Origin of the sequence: Tenacibaculum caenipelagi, from assembly GCF_004363005.1 — a bacterium.
GTDB lineage: Bacteria > Bacteroidota > Bacteroidia > Flavobacteriales > Flavobacteriaceae > Polaribacter > Polaribacter caenipelagi.
This window is the reverse complement of record NZ_SNYH01000002.1, coordinates 381304-397930: the sequence shown is the minus strand read 5'-3', so window position 1 is coordinate 397930 and position 16627 is coordinate 381304. Positions and strand designations below refer to the sequence as shown.

At 33.3% G+C, this 16627-nt stretch carries 11 protein-coding genes; 7 read left to right on the top strand and 4 right to left on the bottom strand.

Annotated features, from left to right (window positions below; genetic code table 11):
- Window positions 1–181 precede the first annotated feature (181 nt).
- Both DFQ07_RS05305 and DFQ07_RS05300 read right to left on the bottom strand, forming a co-directional pair.
- A complete protein-coding gene (locus DFQ07_RS05305; RefSeq protein ID WP_133535233.1) occupies window positions 182–3949 on the bottom strand; it encodes a M4 family metallopeptidase in 3768 nt (1255 codons plus the stop codon).
- 73 nt (window positions 3950–4022) lie between these two features.
- Complete coding sequence (locus tag DFQ07_RS05300) at window positions 4023–6719, bottom strand: GEVED domain-containing protein (protein ID WP_133535232.1); 2697 nt, start codon at window positions 6717–6719, stop codon at window positions 4023–4025.
- A gap of 320 nt (window positions 6720–7039) precedes the next feature.
- Between DFQ07_RS05300 and DFQ07_RS05295 the strand changes: the two genes are divergently transcribed.
- The 6 genes from DFQ07_RS05295 to DFQ07_RS05270 all read left to right on the top strand — a co-directional run bounded on the left by DFQ07_RS05295 (window position 7040) and on the right by DFQ07_RS05270 (window position 13932).
- Window positions 7040–8701 carry an ABC transporter ATP-binding protein gene (locus DFQ07_RS05295; protein WP_133535231.1) on the top strand — a complete coding sequence of 554 codons (1662 nt, stop codon included), beginning with the start codon at window positions 7040–7042 and terminating at the stop codon, window positions 8699–8701.
- Window positions 8702–8757: 56 nt separating this feature from the next.
- Complete coding sequence (locus DFQ07_RS05290) at window positions 8758–9774, top strand: sugar phosphate nucleotidyltransferase (protein WP_133535230.1); 1017 nt, start codon at window positions 8758–8760, stop codon at window positions 9772–9774.
- Window positions 9752–10750, top strand: coding sequence for a tetratricopeptide repeat protein (locus DFQ07_RS05285; protein WP_133535229.1), 999 nt, complete (start codon window positions 9752–9754; stop codon window positions 10748–10750). Before DFQ07_RS05290 ends, DFQ07_RS05285 begins: the two co-directional genes overlap by 23 nt.
- A gap of 26 nt (window positions 10751–10776) precedes the next feature.
- A complete protein-coding gene (locus tag DFQ07_RS05280) occupies window positions 10777–11544 on the top strand; it encodes a DUF4292 domain-containing protein (RefSeq protein ID WP_133535228.1) in 768 nt (255 codons plus the stop codon).
- On the top strand, window positions 11544–12761 hold the full coding sequence (locus DFQ07_RS05275) for a murein hydrolase activator EnvC family protein (RefSeq protein ID WP_133535227.1): 1218 nt from the start codon (window positions 11544–11546) through the stop codon (window positions 12759–12761). The genes DFQ07_RS05280 and DFQ07_RS05275 overlap by 1 nt, the downstream gene beginning before the upstream one ends.
- 136 nt (window positions 12762–12897) lie before the next feature.
- Window positions 12898–13932 carry an AI-2E family transporter gene (locus DFQ07_RS05270; protein ID WP_133535226.1) on the top strand — a complete coding sequence of 345 codons (1035 nt, stop codon included), beginning with the start codon at window positions 12898–12900 and terminating at the stop codon, window positions 13930–13932.
- A 6-nt stretch (window positions 13933–13938) separates the two neighbouring features.
- Here DFQ07_RS05270 and DFQ07_RS05265 read toward each other — a convergent pair whose 3' ends face one another.
- Together DFQ07_RS05265 and DFQ07_RS05260 are read right to left on the bottom strand one after the other, a co-directional pair.
- The gene (locus DFQ07_RS05265) at window positions 13939–14451 is read right to left on the bottom strand and encodes an acyl-CoA thioesterase (protein ID WP_133535225.1); all 513 of its coding nucleotides are present in this window, start codon (window positions 14449–14451) and stop codon (window positions 13939–13941) included.
- A 59-nt stretch (window positions 14452–14510) separates the two neighbouring features.
- Window positions 14511–15410: an HU domain-containing protein gene (locus DFQ07_RS05260; RefSeq protein WP_133535224.1), complete on the bottom strand. Its 900-nt coding sequence runs from the start codon at window positions 15408–15410 to the stop codon at window positions 14511–14513.
- 93 nt (window positions 15411–15503) lie between these two features.
- Between DFQ07_RS05260 and dprA the strand changes: the two genes are divergently transcribed.
- Entirely contained in the window at window positions 15504–16601 is a 1098-nt protein-coding gene (gene dprA, locus DFQ07_RS05255) for a DNA-processing protein DprA (RefSeq protein ID WP_133535223.1), read from the top strand.
- Window positions 16602–16627: the final 26 nt, after the last annotated feature.

Genomic DNA, 16627 nt, shown 5'->3' with positions numbered 1-16627 from the left:
GCTCCTTTTTTATCACCTTACTCTCTCTTTTTTAAATAAATTATCATTGAACTTTTAATTATCTCTTTTGATTTAGTTTTTGTAAAATATTATTGATAAGTTAAGGGGTTCAATTCAATTTAGATTAAGTAAAAAGCCTGGGTAAGCTACTCAGGCTTTTACTTTCATCTTTATTAAAAATTTACTTTTTAAGCAACTTCGTTTTTAATACTTTTTGACCATCGTTTACTTCTAAAATGTACATTCCTTTTTTCAAATTAGAAGTGTTAATGTTTACTGAGTTTGTATAACCTGTTTCAACAACTTTACCGATAGAGTTTACTATTCTATAGGCCATTTTCTCAGATTTTGATCCTGTCACCTTAACCTGCACGAAGTCAATTGTTGGGTTAGGATAAGCTCTCATATCTGGATTACTTTCATTTCCTAAAATTGTACCATCGATATCATTGTTAAATCCTAAGGTTGCTACAACAGAGGCTCCTGAAGAAATATTAACGGTATAATCTTCTACTTCACCATATGTAAATGTTTCACATGCTGTTTGTGCACTATTGTATTTCATAGAAACTCTAAGTCTTGTAGTACCTGAAACTGTTGTTGGTATTGTAAAATCTTGATATAAATCTCCTGCACTTGAAGAAGATCCGCTTAAAACAACTTCGCTATCTTCAAATACACCATTCTTGTTGTAATCAATCCAAGCTTTCCAATATTCAGTATACGAAGAACTACTAAATCCTGCGCTCACATACAATCTGTTAGATCCCTGAGCTACATTCATAGTAAGGTTGGTATAATCTTTATACCCACCATCATTTCCTGTAAGATTATTTACTCCTCCCATAGAAACTCTATCAATCCATTCGTAAGAAGAATTGTTTCCTTTAGAAGCACAATATGTTACTGTTGAAGCATCTTTCGTAGTAAACGTTGCTGTATTACTTGCTGCTGAAACATTGCCTGCTGCATCTTTGGCTTTCACAGTAAAGTCATACGTAGTACTAGCTGTTAAACCTGTTAAGTTCATCGATGTTCCTGTAACAGTTCCTGCGCTGGTAGCACCATTAAACACTTCATAACTTGTTACTCCTACATTATCTGTTGAAGCTGTCCAGCTTAATGTTGCTGTTGTTTCTTCTACATTTGATGCTGTTAAAGCTGAAGGAGCTGTTGGCGCTTGTGTATCTGGTGATTTTGTAGTCACATTTACTGCATTACTTGCTACTGAAACATTTCCTGCTGCATCTTTTGCTTTTACAGTAAATGTATAAGCTGTACCAGCAGATAAACCTGTAACATTTAAAGTAGTAGCAGAAGTTGTTGAACCAATTACTGCACTTGCACTATATACATCATAACCCGTTACTCCTACATTATCTGTTGAAGCTGACCAGTTTAATGTTAATGTAGTTTCTTCTACATTTGACACTGCTAAATTAGTTGGAGCTGTTGGGGCTTGTGTATCTGGTGTAGCATTTATAATGTTAACCGTATAATCTTCTACCTCTCCATAAGAGAACGTTGCTTCACAAGCTGTTGGTGTCGCATTATACTTTAATACAATTCTCATCCTTGTTGCTCCTTCTGTTGCAGAAGCCGGTACAGTAAATGATGTGCTTACAGGAGTGTCTTTAGATGCTGCTTTGGTCCAAACCGTTTCTCCCGAATCAGAGAAATCTCCGTCTTTGTTATAATCTATCCATACACCATATCCTTCACTATATATTGTTCCTGTCCATTTTGGCGTAATTGTTATCGTGTTAGACTCGCCAATTGTTAAGTTTGTTGAAACGGTTGTAAAGTCTGAATATCCATTTCCTCCATCTGAAGTTTGATCAATGCTTCCTAACTGAACTCTTTGAATGTACTCATCAGAAACACTATTTCCTTTCGAAGAACAATAATTAAGTGGTGGTGTACCTGTTGTTGTTACATTTAACGTTGCTGGTGTTCCTGTTCCGCCTGCTGTACATTTCGCAGCTACAGCTACTGTATATTCTGTACCACTTAATAATCCTGTAGCGTTAAATGATGTTCCTGCTACGTTTGTTGTATTACCTCCAATAGTAACATCATAAGATGCTGCTCCTGAAACTGCTGTCCAAGTTACTGTAAATCCATTATCACCAATATTCGATGAATTTAAGTTTGTTGGTGCTGCTAAAGCACATGCTTGTACAAACTCTTCTCCTACATTTACTGCATAAAAAGCATTTGTTGTAGAAATTACTTCTTGAGAGTTTGCTCCGTATAAATCAGTAGCTGCTTGAATAGCTCCTGTTCTAGCATCTGCAAAAGTTGAGCTAGCTGATAAATAGTTTGCCTCAGTACGATAAGCAATTTTAGCTGCTTTAGTCATACCTATTCCAGTTACATTATAGTTATCACTCGCATCATTTGTTCCAGATCCACCAACTGCTAGTAAATAAAACCATTTATTCAAAACTCCTGAATTTGTATGAACTCCACAGTAGTCGTTAAATCTTGTTGGTGTTCCACAGTTAGGGTTTTTCCAATAAGTTCCTCCGTAGGTATCTGGTTGCCCTTGTGATTTTGGATCATTCATAGAACGTAAAGCAGCTGAACCACTACGTCTATCAATTTCGTCTCCTATTAACCAAACTGAAAGGTCTGGGTTTAAATCGTTACCATTTCCTTTTGCAAAATGTTCAACAGCTGCTCCCCAAATATCTGAGAAACCTTCATTTAAAGCTCCTGATTCTCTTTGGTATGCTAAATTTGCTGTATAGGTACATACTGCGTGTCCTATTTCATGAGCAGCAACGTCAATAGAAGTTAAGGCATCAAAGTTACCGTTTCCTTCTGTTCCGTTCGAAGAACCATCTCCATAAGACATTACCGAACCATTCCAAAAGGCATTGTCATAGTTAGTATCAACATGTACATAACTTCTAATTTGAGCCCCACTATTGTCATAACTATTTCTGTTATGCTTTTGTAAAAAATACTCATAGGTCATCATTGCACCCCAATGAGCATCTAACGCTGCATCATCTTTGTTCGCACTGTGCTCTGCTGTAGTCCAATTATTATCATTATCAGTAAACTGATCGTAATTTGTAACATATGGGTATGTAGAACCTGGTGCTTGGTTTTTTGCATCTCTGGTATATATTTTTCTTCCAGAATCACTTAAAATGTAGTTTCCTCCACTTAGTGATGTTTCAATAGTTCTTGTTCCGCTATAACGAGTTTGCGCGGTACCAGATACAAATGCTGCTGTTATAGCCTCTGCAGTTTTTTTGCTTTTTTTAGCATGTTTAGTAAGCTCACCTACATGACCAAACTCATCTACGTGCTTAATAATAGCATTGTAAAATAATGCTTCTCCTGTGTGAGCATCTATATATAAATATCCTCTACTTAATGGTTTTGTCGCAAAAATGTCGAATTTATAAGCTAGTCTCGCTTCTTTTTTCCCTATAACTTCTCTAGGAAGAATTAATAACTCTCCTTCTGGCTTTTTATAATTATCCATTTCTTTGGCAGCCTCGGGAAATTCCCATAAATACTTCTCTGCTCCTGTATGGGATAAAGCATTTTGGAATGCTTGAGCTTTTGAAAGCTTTGGAATTACTTTTACTTTTCCAACATCATAAAATTCACCATTCATACTCATTAAAGTACCATTCTTTGCATGTGCTGTGTAAGTGGCAAACTCTACTTTTACTCCTTTAAATTTTTGTTGAAATTTTTCATGTGTAAAACCTAGGTCATCTCTGTTTGATTTAATTTTTTGTAAGCCATCGTTTTTAAATAGCTTTAATTTTTGTCTAATTAAATCTGGTGCTTTTTGTAATGACACCTTTGAAGATTTGTCGAACTTTACGTGTTTTAACTCTCTTTTTTCTTGGGCGTTCATTACATGAACTCCAGCCAATAAAAAAGCAGATAAAAACACAAATTTTGCGTAATTGTGTTTCATTTTTGAAGGGTTTGTTGATTATAGTTTTAAGTAAAAAGTCTGAGCGGAATGCTCAGACTTTTATGCTGATCAATTACTCTTTAAGTAACTTAGTTTTTAATACTTTTTGACCATCGTTTACCTCTAATATATATATTCCTTTCTTTAGGTTGGAAGTATTTATATTAGATGAGTTTAAACGTCCTGCTTTGATAACTCTACCAATAGAGTTTACAATTTTATAAGTCATATTTTCAGCTTGAGAAGCTAATTTAACTTGTACAAAATCAACTGTTGGGTTAGGGTATGCAGATAAATTAGAGTTACTTTCATTTCCTAATCTCTCTCCACTAGCACTAACAGGATTTTCTAGTCTTGCACTTGAAACAATATTTACAGTATAATCCTCTACTTCTCCGTAAGTAAATGTTTCACAAGAGCTTTGTGAAGAATTATATTTCATAGAAACACGCATTCTAGTTGCTCCTAGTGTAGCCCCAGATGGTACTGATACTGTTGATGTTAAGTTTCCTGCACTTGACGAAGAACCTGTAACTACTTTTTCGCTACTTTCAAAGGTTCCATTTTGGTTAAAGTCAATCCAAACAGCCCAGTATTCTGTGTACGAAGAGCTACTAAATCCTGCACTTACAACCATTTGATTTGAACTTCCTTGCGCTAAAGTTGCTGTTTTTGAAGTAAAATCAGCATATCCACCATTGTTCCCTGTTGCATTTGTCATTCCTCCTAATTCAACATTATCAATCCATTCGTAAGAAGAATTGTTTCCTTTAGATGAACAGTAAGAAACTGTATTTGACAAAGTAGTCACGTTGATTGTATTACTTGAAGCTGAAACGTTTCCAGCTGCATCTTTTGCTTTAACTGAGAAAGTATACGTAGTCGCTGCTGTTAATCCAGTCACATTTGATGTTGTTCCTGTTGTACTTGCAATTAATGTTGCTCCTTGATAAACATCGTAACCTGTAACTCCAACATTATCAGTAGATGCTGACCAATTTAACGTTAATGATGTTTGTGTAACATTACCAGCTGCTAAATTTGTTGGAGCACTTGGAGCAGTTGTATCTGCTGAACCAGCACCTAAAACAACTGTATAATCTTCTACTTCACCATATGAGAAACTAGCCTCACATGCTGTTGGTGTAGCGTTGTATTTTAAAACTACGCGCATTCTTGTAGCTCCATCTGTTGCTGAAGTTGGCACGGTAAAAGTTCCGCTAACTGGCGTATCTTTTGAAGCAGATTTTGTCCAAACAGTTTCACCTGCATCAGAAAAATCTCCATCTTTATTATAATCTATCCAAACTCCATAACCTTCACTGTACACAGTTCCTGTCCATGTTGGGGTAATTGTAATTGTATATGAAGTTCCTTTTGATAAGTTTGTTGAAATTGATGTATGATCAGAATAACCGTTTCCTCCTCCTGAAGAATTATCAATACTACCTAATTGTACTCTTCCAATATACTCATCAGAAACACTATTTCCTTTTGAAGAACAATAAGAAATTGTTACTTCAGGAGTAGTAAAAGTTGAAGAGGCACTATATGCTGAATTTGATCCATCTGAACATTTGCTACGTACTTGTACTTCGTATTGAGTAGAAGCTGATAACCCGCTTAAAGATGTTGAAGTTCCAGAAACCGCATTCGTTGTCCAAGTAGAAGTTCCTGTTTGACGGTATCTAACATCGTATGTAGCTCCTGAAACTGCTGTCCAAGATACTGATGCACCTGAAGAAGTAATACTAGAAACAGTTACTCCTGTTGGCACTGTTGCTGTACATGAAGTAGAACCTCCTGTTTTATCAGATAATGCTAAACTTCTACGTACTCCTCCAGTTTCTAAAACAGCACGCATTCTGTTTTTTTGTCCTAAAGTAAATAGGTTCATACAAGTGTCATCCGAGTAATCCATATAGTTTTCAACCATATCTGCTGATCCACAAGAAGAGTGACTTGAAGCGCACCCGTAGTTTGCAGCATCTGACTCTGGAGTATCAGAAACAAAATCATCAACACCACAACCACCATCACCCCAGATATGTCTAAGGTTTAAAAAGTGACCGACTTCATGTGTTGTTGTTCTTCCTTTATCAAATGGAGACGATAAATAGAAACCTGATCCTTTATCTGAACTACCAAAATATTGAGGTCCCATCACTACTCCATCAGTGGCAGCACTACCTCCAGGAAATTGAGCATATCCTAAGATTCCTCCACCAATATTACATACCCACATGTTAAGATACTCAGAGGTATCCCATGGATCAACTCCTCCTTGTGATGATTTTTTCATCGCATCACTGGTTCCCCATGAAGTTTTAGATGATGATTTTCTTGTAATACCAGTTGTTGGATTACCATTTGGATCTACTTGAGCTAAATAAAATTCTATTTCTGTATCTGCTGCTTGAGACCATTTATTTGTTTTATCTGGGTTAGTTCTTCTGTAATCTTCATTTAAAACATCTATTTGTGACTGAATTTGTGCTACACTAATGTTTTCTTGTGAATTACTATAAATAACGTGTACAACTACTGGAATTTGAATAATACTTCCTACTATTTTTCCTTGATGTTTTTGCTTTTCTACAAGTCTTCTTTGAGTAAAAGACTCTATTTCTTGCATTTTCTCTTTTAAAGAGGGATCTAATGATTGTCTATACTCAAGATTATTCATTGAGTGACAGTTTCTTTTTTCTTGGGCATACGAAGCACCAACAAAAAACAAGCACAGAAGTGCTAGAGTAATTTTGTTTTTCATTTTTGAAGGGTTTAAGTTAATTTAATCATTATAATTAAGAGCTTTATCATCTTTGTTTTTTTGAAAAAAACTCTTAATTATTTGTTAAATCATTCGCAAATATATAAAAAAACATAAAAATTAATACACTTTAAACAAGTAATTAACTGTTTTTCTTCACTTTACAAAACAACACCCTTTGTACACCCCAGTAAAACACTAGGTTTTTTAGAAATTTAAATTTTTTCTTTTTTTTATCTTTTTAGCTTTTGTTAAGCACAAATAATTATTTTTTTATTTTTTGAAAATAATCGTTGTACTTTTATTTAAAATTAGGATAGATGCTTAAAGTAAAAAACTTAGAAATTTCTTTTAAAAACTCTGCACCTGTTGTTCAAGGAATTTCTTTTGATGTTCAAAAAAATAAAACTTTAGGGATTGTAGGGGAGAGTGGTAGCGGAAAATCAATCAGTACATTAGCTATTTTAGGCTTACTACCAAAAACAGCTACAATCAAAGGTGAACTACTTTTTAACCAATGTAATTTATTAAATTATAGTCAGCTTTATTTTCAAAAAATACGAGGAAATAAAATTGCGATGATTTTTCAAGAACCCATGAGTTCTTTAAATCCAACGCTTACTTGTGGCGTTCAAGTTGCTGAAATTTTACAGCAACATACTCAACTATCTATCCATGAAATTAAAGAAGAGGTTATCTCATTATTTTCAAAAGTAAAACTTCCTAGACCAGAAGCTATCTACAATTCGTATCCTCACCAAATAAGTGGTGGTCAAAAACAACGTGTTATGATTGCGATGGCTATTGCTTGTAAACCACAGCTACTTATTGCTGATGAACCGACAACAGCGCTGGATGTAACTGTTCAAAAAGAAATTATTTTACTCTTAAAAGAGTTACAGCAGGAGTTTGAAATGGGAATTATTTTTATTTCTCATGATTTAGCGTTGGTTTCTGAAATAGCTGATGATGTTGTTGTTATGCGCAAAGGAAAACTTGTTGAAAAAGGTACCTCTAAAAATGTTTTTTTGAATCCGAAAGAAAACTATACAAAAGCCTTAATCAACTCAAAACCAAATACAAAAAAGCGATTTAAAGTATTACCAACCGTTGTCGATTTTATCAACGATACTGTTGATTCAACCGTATACACTAATGAAGAACGTACAGCTTTTCATCAAAAAATATACAACCAACCCCCTTTGTTAGAAATTATCAATTTACATAAAGATTATATTGGTAATGCTTCTTGGTTTTCAAAACCCCCTTTGGTCAAAGCTGTAAGCGATGTTTCTTTTAAAATTTATGAAGGAGAAACTTTAGGATTAGTAGGAGAGAGTGGTTGTGGTAAAACTACTTTGAGTAGAACTATTCTGGGTCTAGAAAAAGCTAGTTCAGGTAGTATTTTGTACAAAGGAACAGATCTTACAAAACTTTCTAAAGCGGATTTTAAAAAGCTTCGAAAAGAAATTCAAATCATCTTTCAAGATCCATTTTCATCCTTAAATCCAAGAATTACTGTAGGTGATGCTATTTTAGAACCAATGAAGGTTCACAATATTTTAAATTCGAACAAAGAACGAAAAGAGTACGTGTGTAACTTATTAGAGAAAGTAGGGTTAGAGATTACTCATTTTAATCGTTATCCTCATGAGTTTTCAGGAGGTCAACGTCAACGAATAGGAATTGCTCGTGCTATTGCACTGCAACCGAAACTAATTATTTGTGATGAGTCAGTATCGGCTCTCGACGTATCTGTACAAGCACAAGTACTAAACCTTTTGAATGAATTAAAAACGGAGTTCAATTTTACTTATATTTTCATTTCTCACGATTTATCGGTCGTAAAATACATGGCAGATCAACTAGTAGTAATGAACAAAGGGAGAGTGGAAGAAATAGCTGATGCTGACGAGATTTACCAACATCCAAAATCAAAATATACGCAAACTTTGATTGAAGCTATTCCAAAAGGCTTATAACTTTTTTCAATGCGTTATTAGTGGTATATTGCACCGTTAATAACGAAGAGAAATTTATGAAGATAATTGTACCGATGGCAGGAATTGGGTCTCGTTTAAGACCTCATACATTAACAACTCCTAAACCATTAACTGTTATAGCTGGTAAACCAATTGTTCAACGTTTAGTAGAAGATATTACCTCAGTAGTAAATCAACCTATAGAAGAAATCGCTTTTATTATTGGTCCTGCTGCTAAAGGATTTCCAGCTGACACAGAAGATAAATTGATAAAAATAGCTGAAAACTTAGGTGCAAAAGGTTCAGTATATGTACAAGAAGAAGCTTTAGGTACTGCCCATGCTATTTATTGCGCCAAAGAATCTTTAAATGGCTCGTGTGTTGTAGCGTTTGCAGATACTTTATTTAAAGCTGATTTTACTTTAGATGCTAATGCTGATGGGGCAATTTGGGTAAAACAAGTAGAAGACCCTAGTGCTTTTGGAGTAGTTAAATTAAAAGATGGTATTATTACTGATTTTGTTGAAAAACCTAAAGAGTTTGTCTCTGATTTAGCAATCATAGGTATTTACTATTTTAAAGATGGAGATAAAGTTCGAGAAGAAATAAAATATTTATTAGATAATGATATTAGAGAAAATGGTGAATATCAATTAACAAATGTTCTTGAAAGCTTAAAACAACAAGGAGCTAAATTTATACCAGGAAAAGTAAGTACTTGGATGGATTGTGGTAAAAAAGATCCAACAGTTGATACCAACAAACTTGTTTTGGGCTTTGAACAAGCTGATGGCAACAATTTAGTATCAGACGACGTTGTATTAGAGAACGCAGAAATTATACAACCTTGTTACATAGGTAAAAATGTAGTGTTAAAAAATGCTAAGATTGGTCCTTATGTTTCTATTGGTGAAAATAGTGTAGTTGAAAACTCAACAATTGTTAACTCGCTAATTCAAACCAATGTACAAATATCTAATGCAAATTTAGATAATGCCATGATTGGTAATCATGCAAAATACAATGCTAATTATACATCGGTGAGTATAGGTGATTATACAGAACTTACATAAAATTTTAAAAGAAAAGAGAAGCGAGAAAAGAGAACACGGTTTTTCTATAAGACTAGTATTGTCTTTTTTCTTTCTTCTTTTTTCTTTTTTCCTTAGTGCTCAAGATAGCATTCCTCCCTCTGTTGATATTATTGAAAAAAACAACCTAGAATTTCAACAACATTTTTTCAAAGCGCTTTCAGATAAAGCTATTTTTAATTATCAAAAAGCTATTGAACATTTAGAAAAATGCAATCAAATACTCCCTAATAATAAAGCTGTTTTATTTGAGCTATCTAAAAACTATGATAAATTAGGCAGAAACCCTGAAGCCTTAAACTATATTGATTTAGCGCTTAATGAAGAACCAGATAACTTATGGATGCTTGAGCATAAAGTTACTACTTTGAGAAAAATGGCAAATTTTGATGATGCTATTGTTGCACAAAAAAAAATAGCTGTTACACATCCGAAGAAAAAACAATTATTAGTTTTTTTACATCTTCAAAACAACAATATTAAAGGAGCTAAAAAAGTTTTAACCGAATTAAAAGAGGCAAAACTACTAAACGCCAGATTGCGTAATATTGAAGAAAAACTTGCCAAAAGAGACTCTATTACAACACAAAAAGAAAAAACAGTTGTAAACATAGATACCCGTTCGCAATTTGAAAAAGAAAAATCATTCGATAACTTAAAAGTGTTATTAGAAAAATTGGCACTCAATAACGATGCTGATTTATTAAAATATAGTGAAGAAGGACTAATACTGTTTCCTGCACAACCTTTTGTATACTTAATGAATGGTAAAGCACACAACAATAACAAAGAATTTAAAAAAGCATTAGAAAGCTTACAAAACGGCATTGATTTTGTAATTGACAACAATGAAATAGAAGCGAAGTTTTATTTAGAAATGTCAAAAGCTTATCAAGGATTAAACGATATCAAAAAATCGAATTCTTATAAAAATAAAGCTGCAAAAATTTTAAAGTAAAACCGTTTCGTTTAGTACAAAATTTTATGAGATATATTACACTCTTATTTATATTATTTTTAGGATTTACTTCTTGTAAATCATCCAAAAAAATCACTGACAACACCACTATTAAAGAGCTTTCTGCCCGTAAAGTAGCGAAGAAACACGTAGCTGCTAATTTTAACAAAGAAACGTTAGATGCTCGTTTAAAAGTTAACTATAGAAGCAACAAAGAAGAAGTTGGGTTTTCAGTTCGAATGAAAATTAAAAAAGACAAAATTATTTGGTTAAAAGGCACTAAGCTTATTACTGTTTTTAAAGCCAAAATTACACCAACAAAAGTTCAGTTTTATTCTCCTTATAAAAAGAACTTTTTTGATGGAGATTTTGTGATGCTAAAGGAGTTATTAGGAACCGATATTAACTTTCAGCAATTACAAAGCATGTTGTTAGGCGAGGCCATGATGGATGTGAAATCAGAACGTCAAGAAGTTGCAATTCAAGAAAGATCATATCAATTATCTCCTAAAAATCAATCAAACTTATTCGATTTGTTTTTTTACGTAAATCCACAACACTTTAAACTAAACAAACAATCGATTGTAAATTCAGTAAAAAACCAACGTTTGGATATTAGCTATCCTAAATATCACAAAAAAAATAGTACTTTATTCCCTGAAAGAATCAACATTAAAGCCAAAGAAAATAATAAGTTTACGATTATTGACATAACTACTCGAGCAGTAGAATACAATACTAAAGTAAATATAGATTTTAACATTCCTAACGGATATAAAGAAATTCAATTATAATGAAACATTCTGTTTTTTACATATCTTTTTTATGCCTGTTTTTAATAAGTGTTTCTTCTTTTGGTCAAAGCAGAAAAGAACTTGAAAATAGACGGAAAAAACTTAAGAATGAAATAGAACAGGTTAATAATCTCTTATTTAAAACCAAAAAAAAGAAAAGCAATGCCTTGGATGATTTGAAAGATTTAAATCAAAAAATTACGGTGAGAGAGCGTTTAATTGAAACGATTGAATTAGAATCTAAAGCCTTAGCTAAAGAAATCAAATCAAACGAAAAAGAGCTAAAAAAATACAATGATGAGCTAAAAAAATTAAAAGCTGATTATTCTGATATGGTGGTGAGGTCTTACAAAAGTAAGTCACAACAAAGTAAAACCATGTTTTTACTATCATCAGAAAGCTTTTATCAAGCATACAAACGATTAAAATATATGCAACAGTATAGCGATTTCAGAAGAAAGCAAGGAGAAGAAATTGTTATAAAAACCAAAGAGATAGAGCAATTAAACGATTCGCTAATCGCTCAAAAAAAATCAAAAGAAGCTTTATTATCTGATGAAAAAAATCAGAAAAAAGAAATTGAAGACGATAAAAAAAGTCAGGAGCAATTAATCTCAAAAATTAAAAAGGAAGAAAGCAAATACAAAAGCGATTTACAGAAAAAGCAAAAAGAAGAAAAAAGAATCGCTGAAAAAATTGACAGGTTAATTAGAGACGCTATTGCGAAAGCCAATAAGGGTAAAAAAACAACCTCTGGAAAAACAACTAGTTCAGACTTTATTTTAAACACCGAAGAAAAAGCCTTATTAGCTAATTTTGAACAAAATAAAGGAAAATTACCTTGGCCTGTTAATGGGGTTATTACCAGAAAATATGGAGTACAGCCACATCCTACCTTTCCAGGAATTAGTATTAACAGCCACGGATTGTACATTGCTACCAAGCCAAATACAGATGCTAAAAGTATTTTTAACGGAAAAGTGTTGGTTATTCAATTGCATTCTGATGGACGAAAATCTGTATTGGTACAACACGGAAACTATATTTCTGCATACAACAAGTTAAAAGAAGTGTATGTTAAAAAAGGAGATGTGGTAAAAACTGGTGAGAAGTTAGGAAAAGTGTTTACCAACAAAGTTACTGGTAAAACACAGCTTAGTTTTATGCTGTACAAAAACAAAAACCGATTGAATCCTGCTCAGTGGATTCGTTCATAACACTGTAAAACGAACATTAATAAACTTTTTTCGCAAAGGGTAATATTTAAAATTTTTAATGTGAGAGCGTAGCGGTTGCACACGTTCTCAATTTTATAATTAAATTGTAATCAAATAATTACTAAAATTTAAACGTGTGAAAAACGCTGCTAACTTTATCATTGTAACTATAGCTGTTATTGCAGCCTTGGTAATTGGAAAAGGAATTTTAATTCCGTTTATTTTTGCACTTATTTTTTGGTTTTTAACACGAGAAATTCGAAAAACTATTTATAAAATTCCTTTTGCAAAACGTTTTATTCCTTTTTGGTTGAGCAATGTGTTTGTATTTACACTCATTGTATTAGGTTTTAGTTTTGTTTCTGAAATTATTACCAATAGCATTTCAAACTTAACTACATCTTATTCAAAATACGAACCTAACGTAGGAGCTATTATAAAACGTTTGGATGCCTATTTTCATATTGATATTATTACTTCTGTAAAATCGATTGTTGGAGATTTCGATTATGGCTCTGTTTTAGGCGATATTGCGAACGGAATTAGTGGTTTGCTAGGTGATACCTTTATGATTATTATTTATGCCTTATTTATCTTCTTAGAAGAAAGTAATTTTAAACTAAAACTACAACATGTTTTTACAAATCATCAAGGTAGTTCAAAAAGCTTTCAATCTATCTTAAAAAAGGTAGAAAGCTCAATTTCTAACTACTTACGATTAAAAACCTATGTAAGTTTATTAACTGGTATCTTAAGCTATTTTGTTTTATTAATGGTGGGTGTAGATGGTGCTCCGTTTTGGGCTTTTTTAATCTTCTTACTGAATTACATACCAACCATTGGTTCATTGGTAGCCACCGCATTTCCTGCCATATTTTGCTTGATACAATTTGGAGAGTTTGCTCCTTTTTTAATTGTTTTAGTTGGAGTAGGAGCCATACAAGTTGTCGTAGGGAATGTTGTAGAACCTAAAGTTTTTGGAAAATCGCTGAACTTAAGTCCACTAGTTACCATACTTTCCTTAGCGGTTTGGGGAGAAATTTGGGGAATTACGGGGATGATACTTTCGGTACCTATTACCGTAATTCTAATTATCATTTTTTCTCAGTTTGAAAACACAAAAAACATTGCCATTCTCTTATCCGAAAGTGGCAATGTGGATGAGATATAAGTTGCTTTAATCTAAAAACAACGCTTTTAGCTCATTAGCCTCCTTAGGGTTCATTTTACCTGCTAAAACCAAGCTTAATTGCTTTCTACGTAAAGCCGCAGCATAACGTTGCTTTTCTAATTCTGTTTCTGGTTCTATTTGAGGAATAGGTACAGGTTTTCCTGTTTCATCAACCGCAACAAATGTGTAAATCCCTTCATTTACCTTTGTTTTTTCACCTGATTGACGATCTTCTATCCAAACATCTACATAAATCTCCATTGATGATTTAAACGCACGTGAAACCTTTGCTTCTAAGGTTACCACACTTCCTACAGGAACCGATTTGGTAAAAGCCACATGATTTACCGAAGCTGTTACTACAATTCTTCTCGAATGTCGGCGTGCAGCAATACTACAAGCTCTATCCATACGAGCTAATAATTCTCCTCCAAAAAGGTTATCTAAATAATTGGTTTCTCCTGGTAAAACAAGATCTGTAAGTACCGTTAACGATTCGCTAGGTGTTTTTGCTTTCATCAATTATAATTTGCTGCAAAGATACAGCAAGAAAAAAACTTACCTAAAATAAAAAGGGATTATTTAGCCAATAACCAAGCGTCTTCGCTTACCATTTCTTTAATGGTTTCTAAGGCTTTTCTAGCTTCCGATCGTGTAGCATAACTAGCAAAAGCAACTTGTATTAACCCAAACTTATTCTTACCAATAATGCTAGCATCATATCCCTTTTCTTGTAACTCTGCTAACTTGTTTTCAGCATTGTGTACCTCTTGAAAAGCTCCTGCTATAATATGAAAGTTCTTTGCTTCTTTGGTAACATTTAAGTTAATGGTTGGCAACGGATTGTCAATTACAAAGGTAGCCGATTGAATTTTCTTTTGTACCGATTCTTCCTGGTTTGCTAACAACTCTTGTTGCTGCTGGTTTTGAATACCATTCCACCCTACATACACAACTCCTACAAACACTGCCGCCGCAGCTGCTCTTTTGATATATAACGGAATAGTCTTACTCTTTTCTTCAGAAACTGTAGGCAATGATTTCACCTTAACTTCTTTAACTCTTTCTACCGAAGGAGTAGAAACCTCAGCTAAACCAAAAGACGCTGTTAAGAAATTACTAGTAAGGTTCGGTTCAAAAACTACTTGATTCGCTTCGTTTAACGATAAACTTCCTACAGAAGCTACTTCAACTGCAGTCGTTTTTAAATCTTTATTCCATTTAGCAACCTCTTCAGCAATAAAAGTGGTTGCTTGTTCAAAAGAAATATTTTTGTTTGAAGCTATGTAATTAGCCAATAAACCATCATTATGCTGTAAATACGCATTGAAAGTGAGTTGTTTTTTTGGCGGGTACATCGTATGAGTAGTAGTGTTTACTCTAGCACCGATGGTGTTAGTTACAAATCCTCCAAAATTAGGAACAATTACGCAGTCGTATCTATATAATAAATCGTTAATGTAGTTGGCTAATGTCATAAAACAAATATAGTTTTTTAAATGATTAGTTTCAAGCTATCACATGATTTTTATCAACAGTTTTTTGTATATTGATAATCAAATTATTGCTATATGAATTCTGAAAAATTGCTAGCTATTCTTCGGTTGCAAGTAACCAAAAATGTAGGTGATATCTTGGCAAAGAAGTTAATTACAACTGTTGGAAGCGTTGAAAATGTTTTTAAAGAAAAGATCAACACGCTGCATAAAATTAATGGAATTGGAACACAAACTACCCAACATCTTTTCGATGAAAACAACTTGAAAAGGGCAGAGGAGGAGCTCAACTATATTCAACAAAACAACATTGCTTTTTCTTATTTTTTAAACGATGACTACCCTCAACATTTAAAACATTGTATAGATGCCCCTATCTTAATTTTTAAAGATGGAAACCTCAACCTTAGCAACCAAAAAGTCATTTCTATTGTAGGTACAAGAAACATGAGTTCGTACGGACGTGATTTCTGCAACCAACTCATTGAAAATCTAAAAGAATACAATCCGATAATTGTAAGTGGTTTTGCCTACGGGGTAGATATTTGCGCTCATAAAGCAGCTATAAAAAACAACTTGCAAACCATAGCTGTATTAGCACATGGCTTGGATGAAGTTTATCCGAAAACACATAAAAAATACATTCACGAAGTAAATAACAACGGGGGGTTCATTACCGAGTTTTGGCATAATGAACAACCGATGCGAGAAAATTTTCTAAAACGTAATCGTATTGTAGCAGGGCTATCAAAAGCAACCGTTATCATCGAATCTGCTGAAAAAGGTGGTTCTTTGGTTACTGCTGATATTGCCAATTCGTACAATCGTGATGTATTTGCTCTTTCAGGAAGAGTCACAGATATCTACAGTAAAGGATGCAACAACCTCATTAAAAATAATCAAGCGCATATACTTACTTCTGCTGAAGATATCGTAAAAATGCTCAACTGGGATCTACAGCAGGCTGCTGTGCCCAAACAAAAAGAATTATTTGTTGAGCTTAAACCCACCGAACAAAAAATCTATGATTATTTACAACAAAACGGAAAACAATTGCTCGATGATATCGCCATCAATTGTGAATTGCCTATTTATCAACTGTCTTCAATCTTAATTCAATTAGAGCTCAAAGGAATTGTAAACCCTTTACCAGGAAAAATGTTTGAAGTTTAAATAAAATAAGGTGTTTGATATTAAAC

What these genes read in the sequence shown, in the direction of transcription:
- DFQ07_RS05305 (WP_133535233.1), bottom strand. Translation starts at nt 3,949, where the DNA reads ATGAAACACAATTACGCAAAATTTGTGTTTTTATCTGCTTTTTTATTG.
- DFQ07_RS05300 (WP_133535232.1), bottom strand. Translation starts at nt 6,719, where the DNA reads ATGAAAAACAAAATTACTCTAGCACTTCTGTGCTTGTTTTTTGTTGGT.
- DFQ07_RS05295 (WP_133535231.1), top strand. Translation starts at nt 7,040, where the DNA reads ATGCTTAAAGTAAAAAACTTAGAAATTTCTTTTAAAAACTCTGCACCT.
- DFQ07_RS05290 (WP_133535230.1), top strand. Translation starts at nt 8,758, where the DNA reads ATGAAGATAATTGTACCGATGGCAGGAATTGGGTCTCGTTTAAGACCT.
- DFQ07_RS05280 (WP_133535228.1), top strand. Translation starts at nt 10,777, where the DNA reads ATGAGATATATTACACTCTTATTTATATTATTTTTAGGATTTACTTCT.
- DFQ07_RS05275 (WP_133535227.1), top strand. Translation starts at nt 11,544, where the DNA reads ATGAAACATTCTGTTTTTTACATATCTTTTTTATGCCTGTTTTTAATA.
- DFQ07_RS05265 (WP_133535225.1), bottom strand. Translation starts at nt 14,451, where the DNA reads ATGAAAGCAAAAACACCTAGCGAATCGTTAACGGTACTTACAGATCTT.
- DFQ07_RS05260 (WP_133535224.1), bottom strand. Translation starts at nt 15,410, where the DNA reads ATGACATTAGCCAACTACATTAACGATTTATTATATAGATACGACTGC.
- dprA (WP_133535223.1), top strand. Translation starts at nt 15,504, where the DNA reads ATGAATTCTGAAAAATTGCTAGCTATTCTTCGGTTGCAAGTAACCAAA.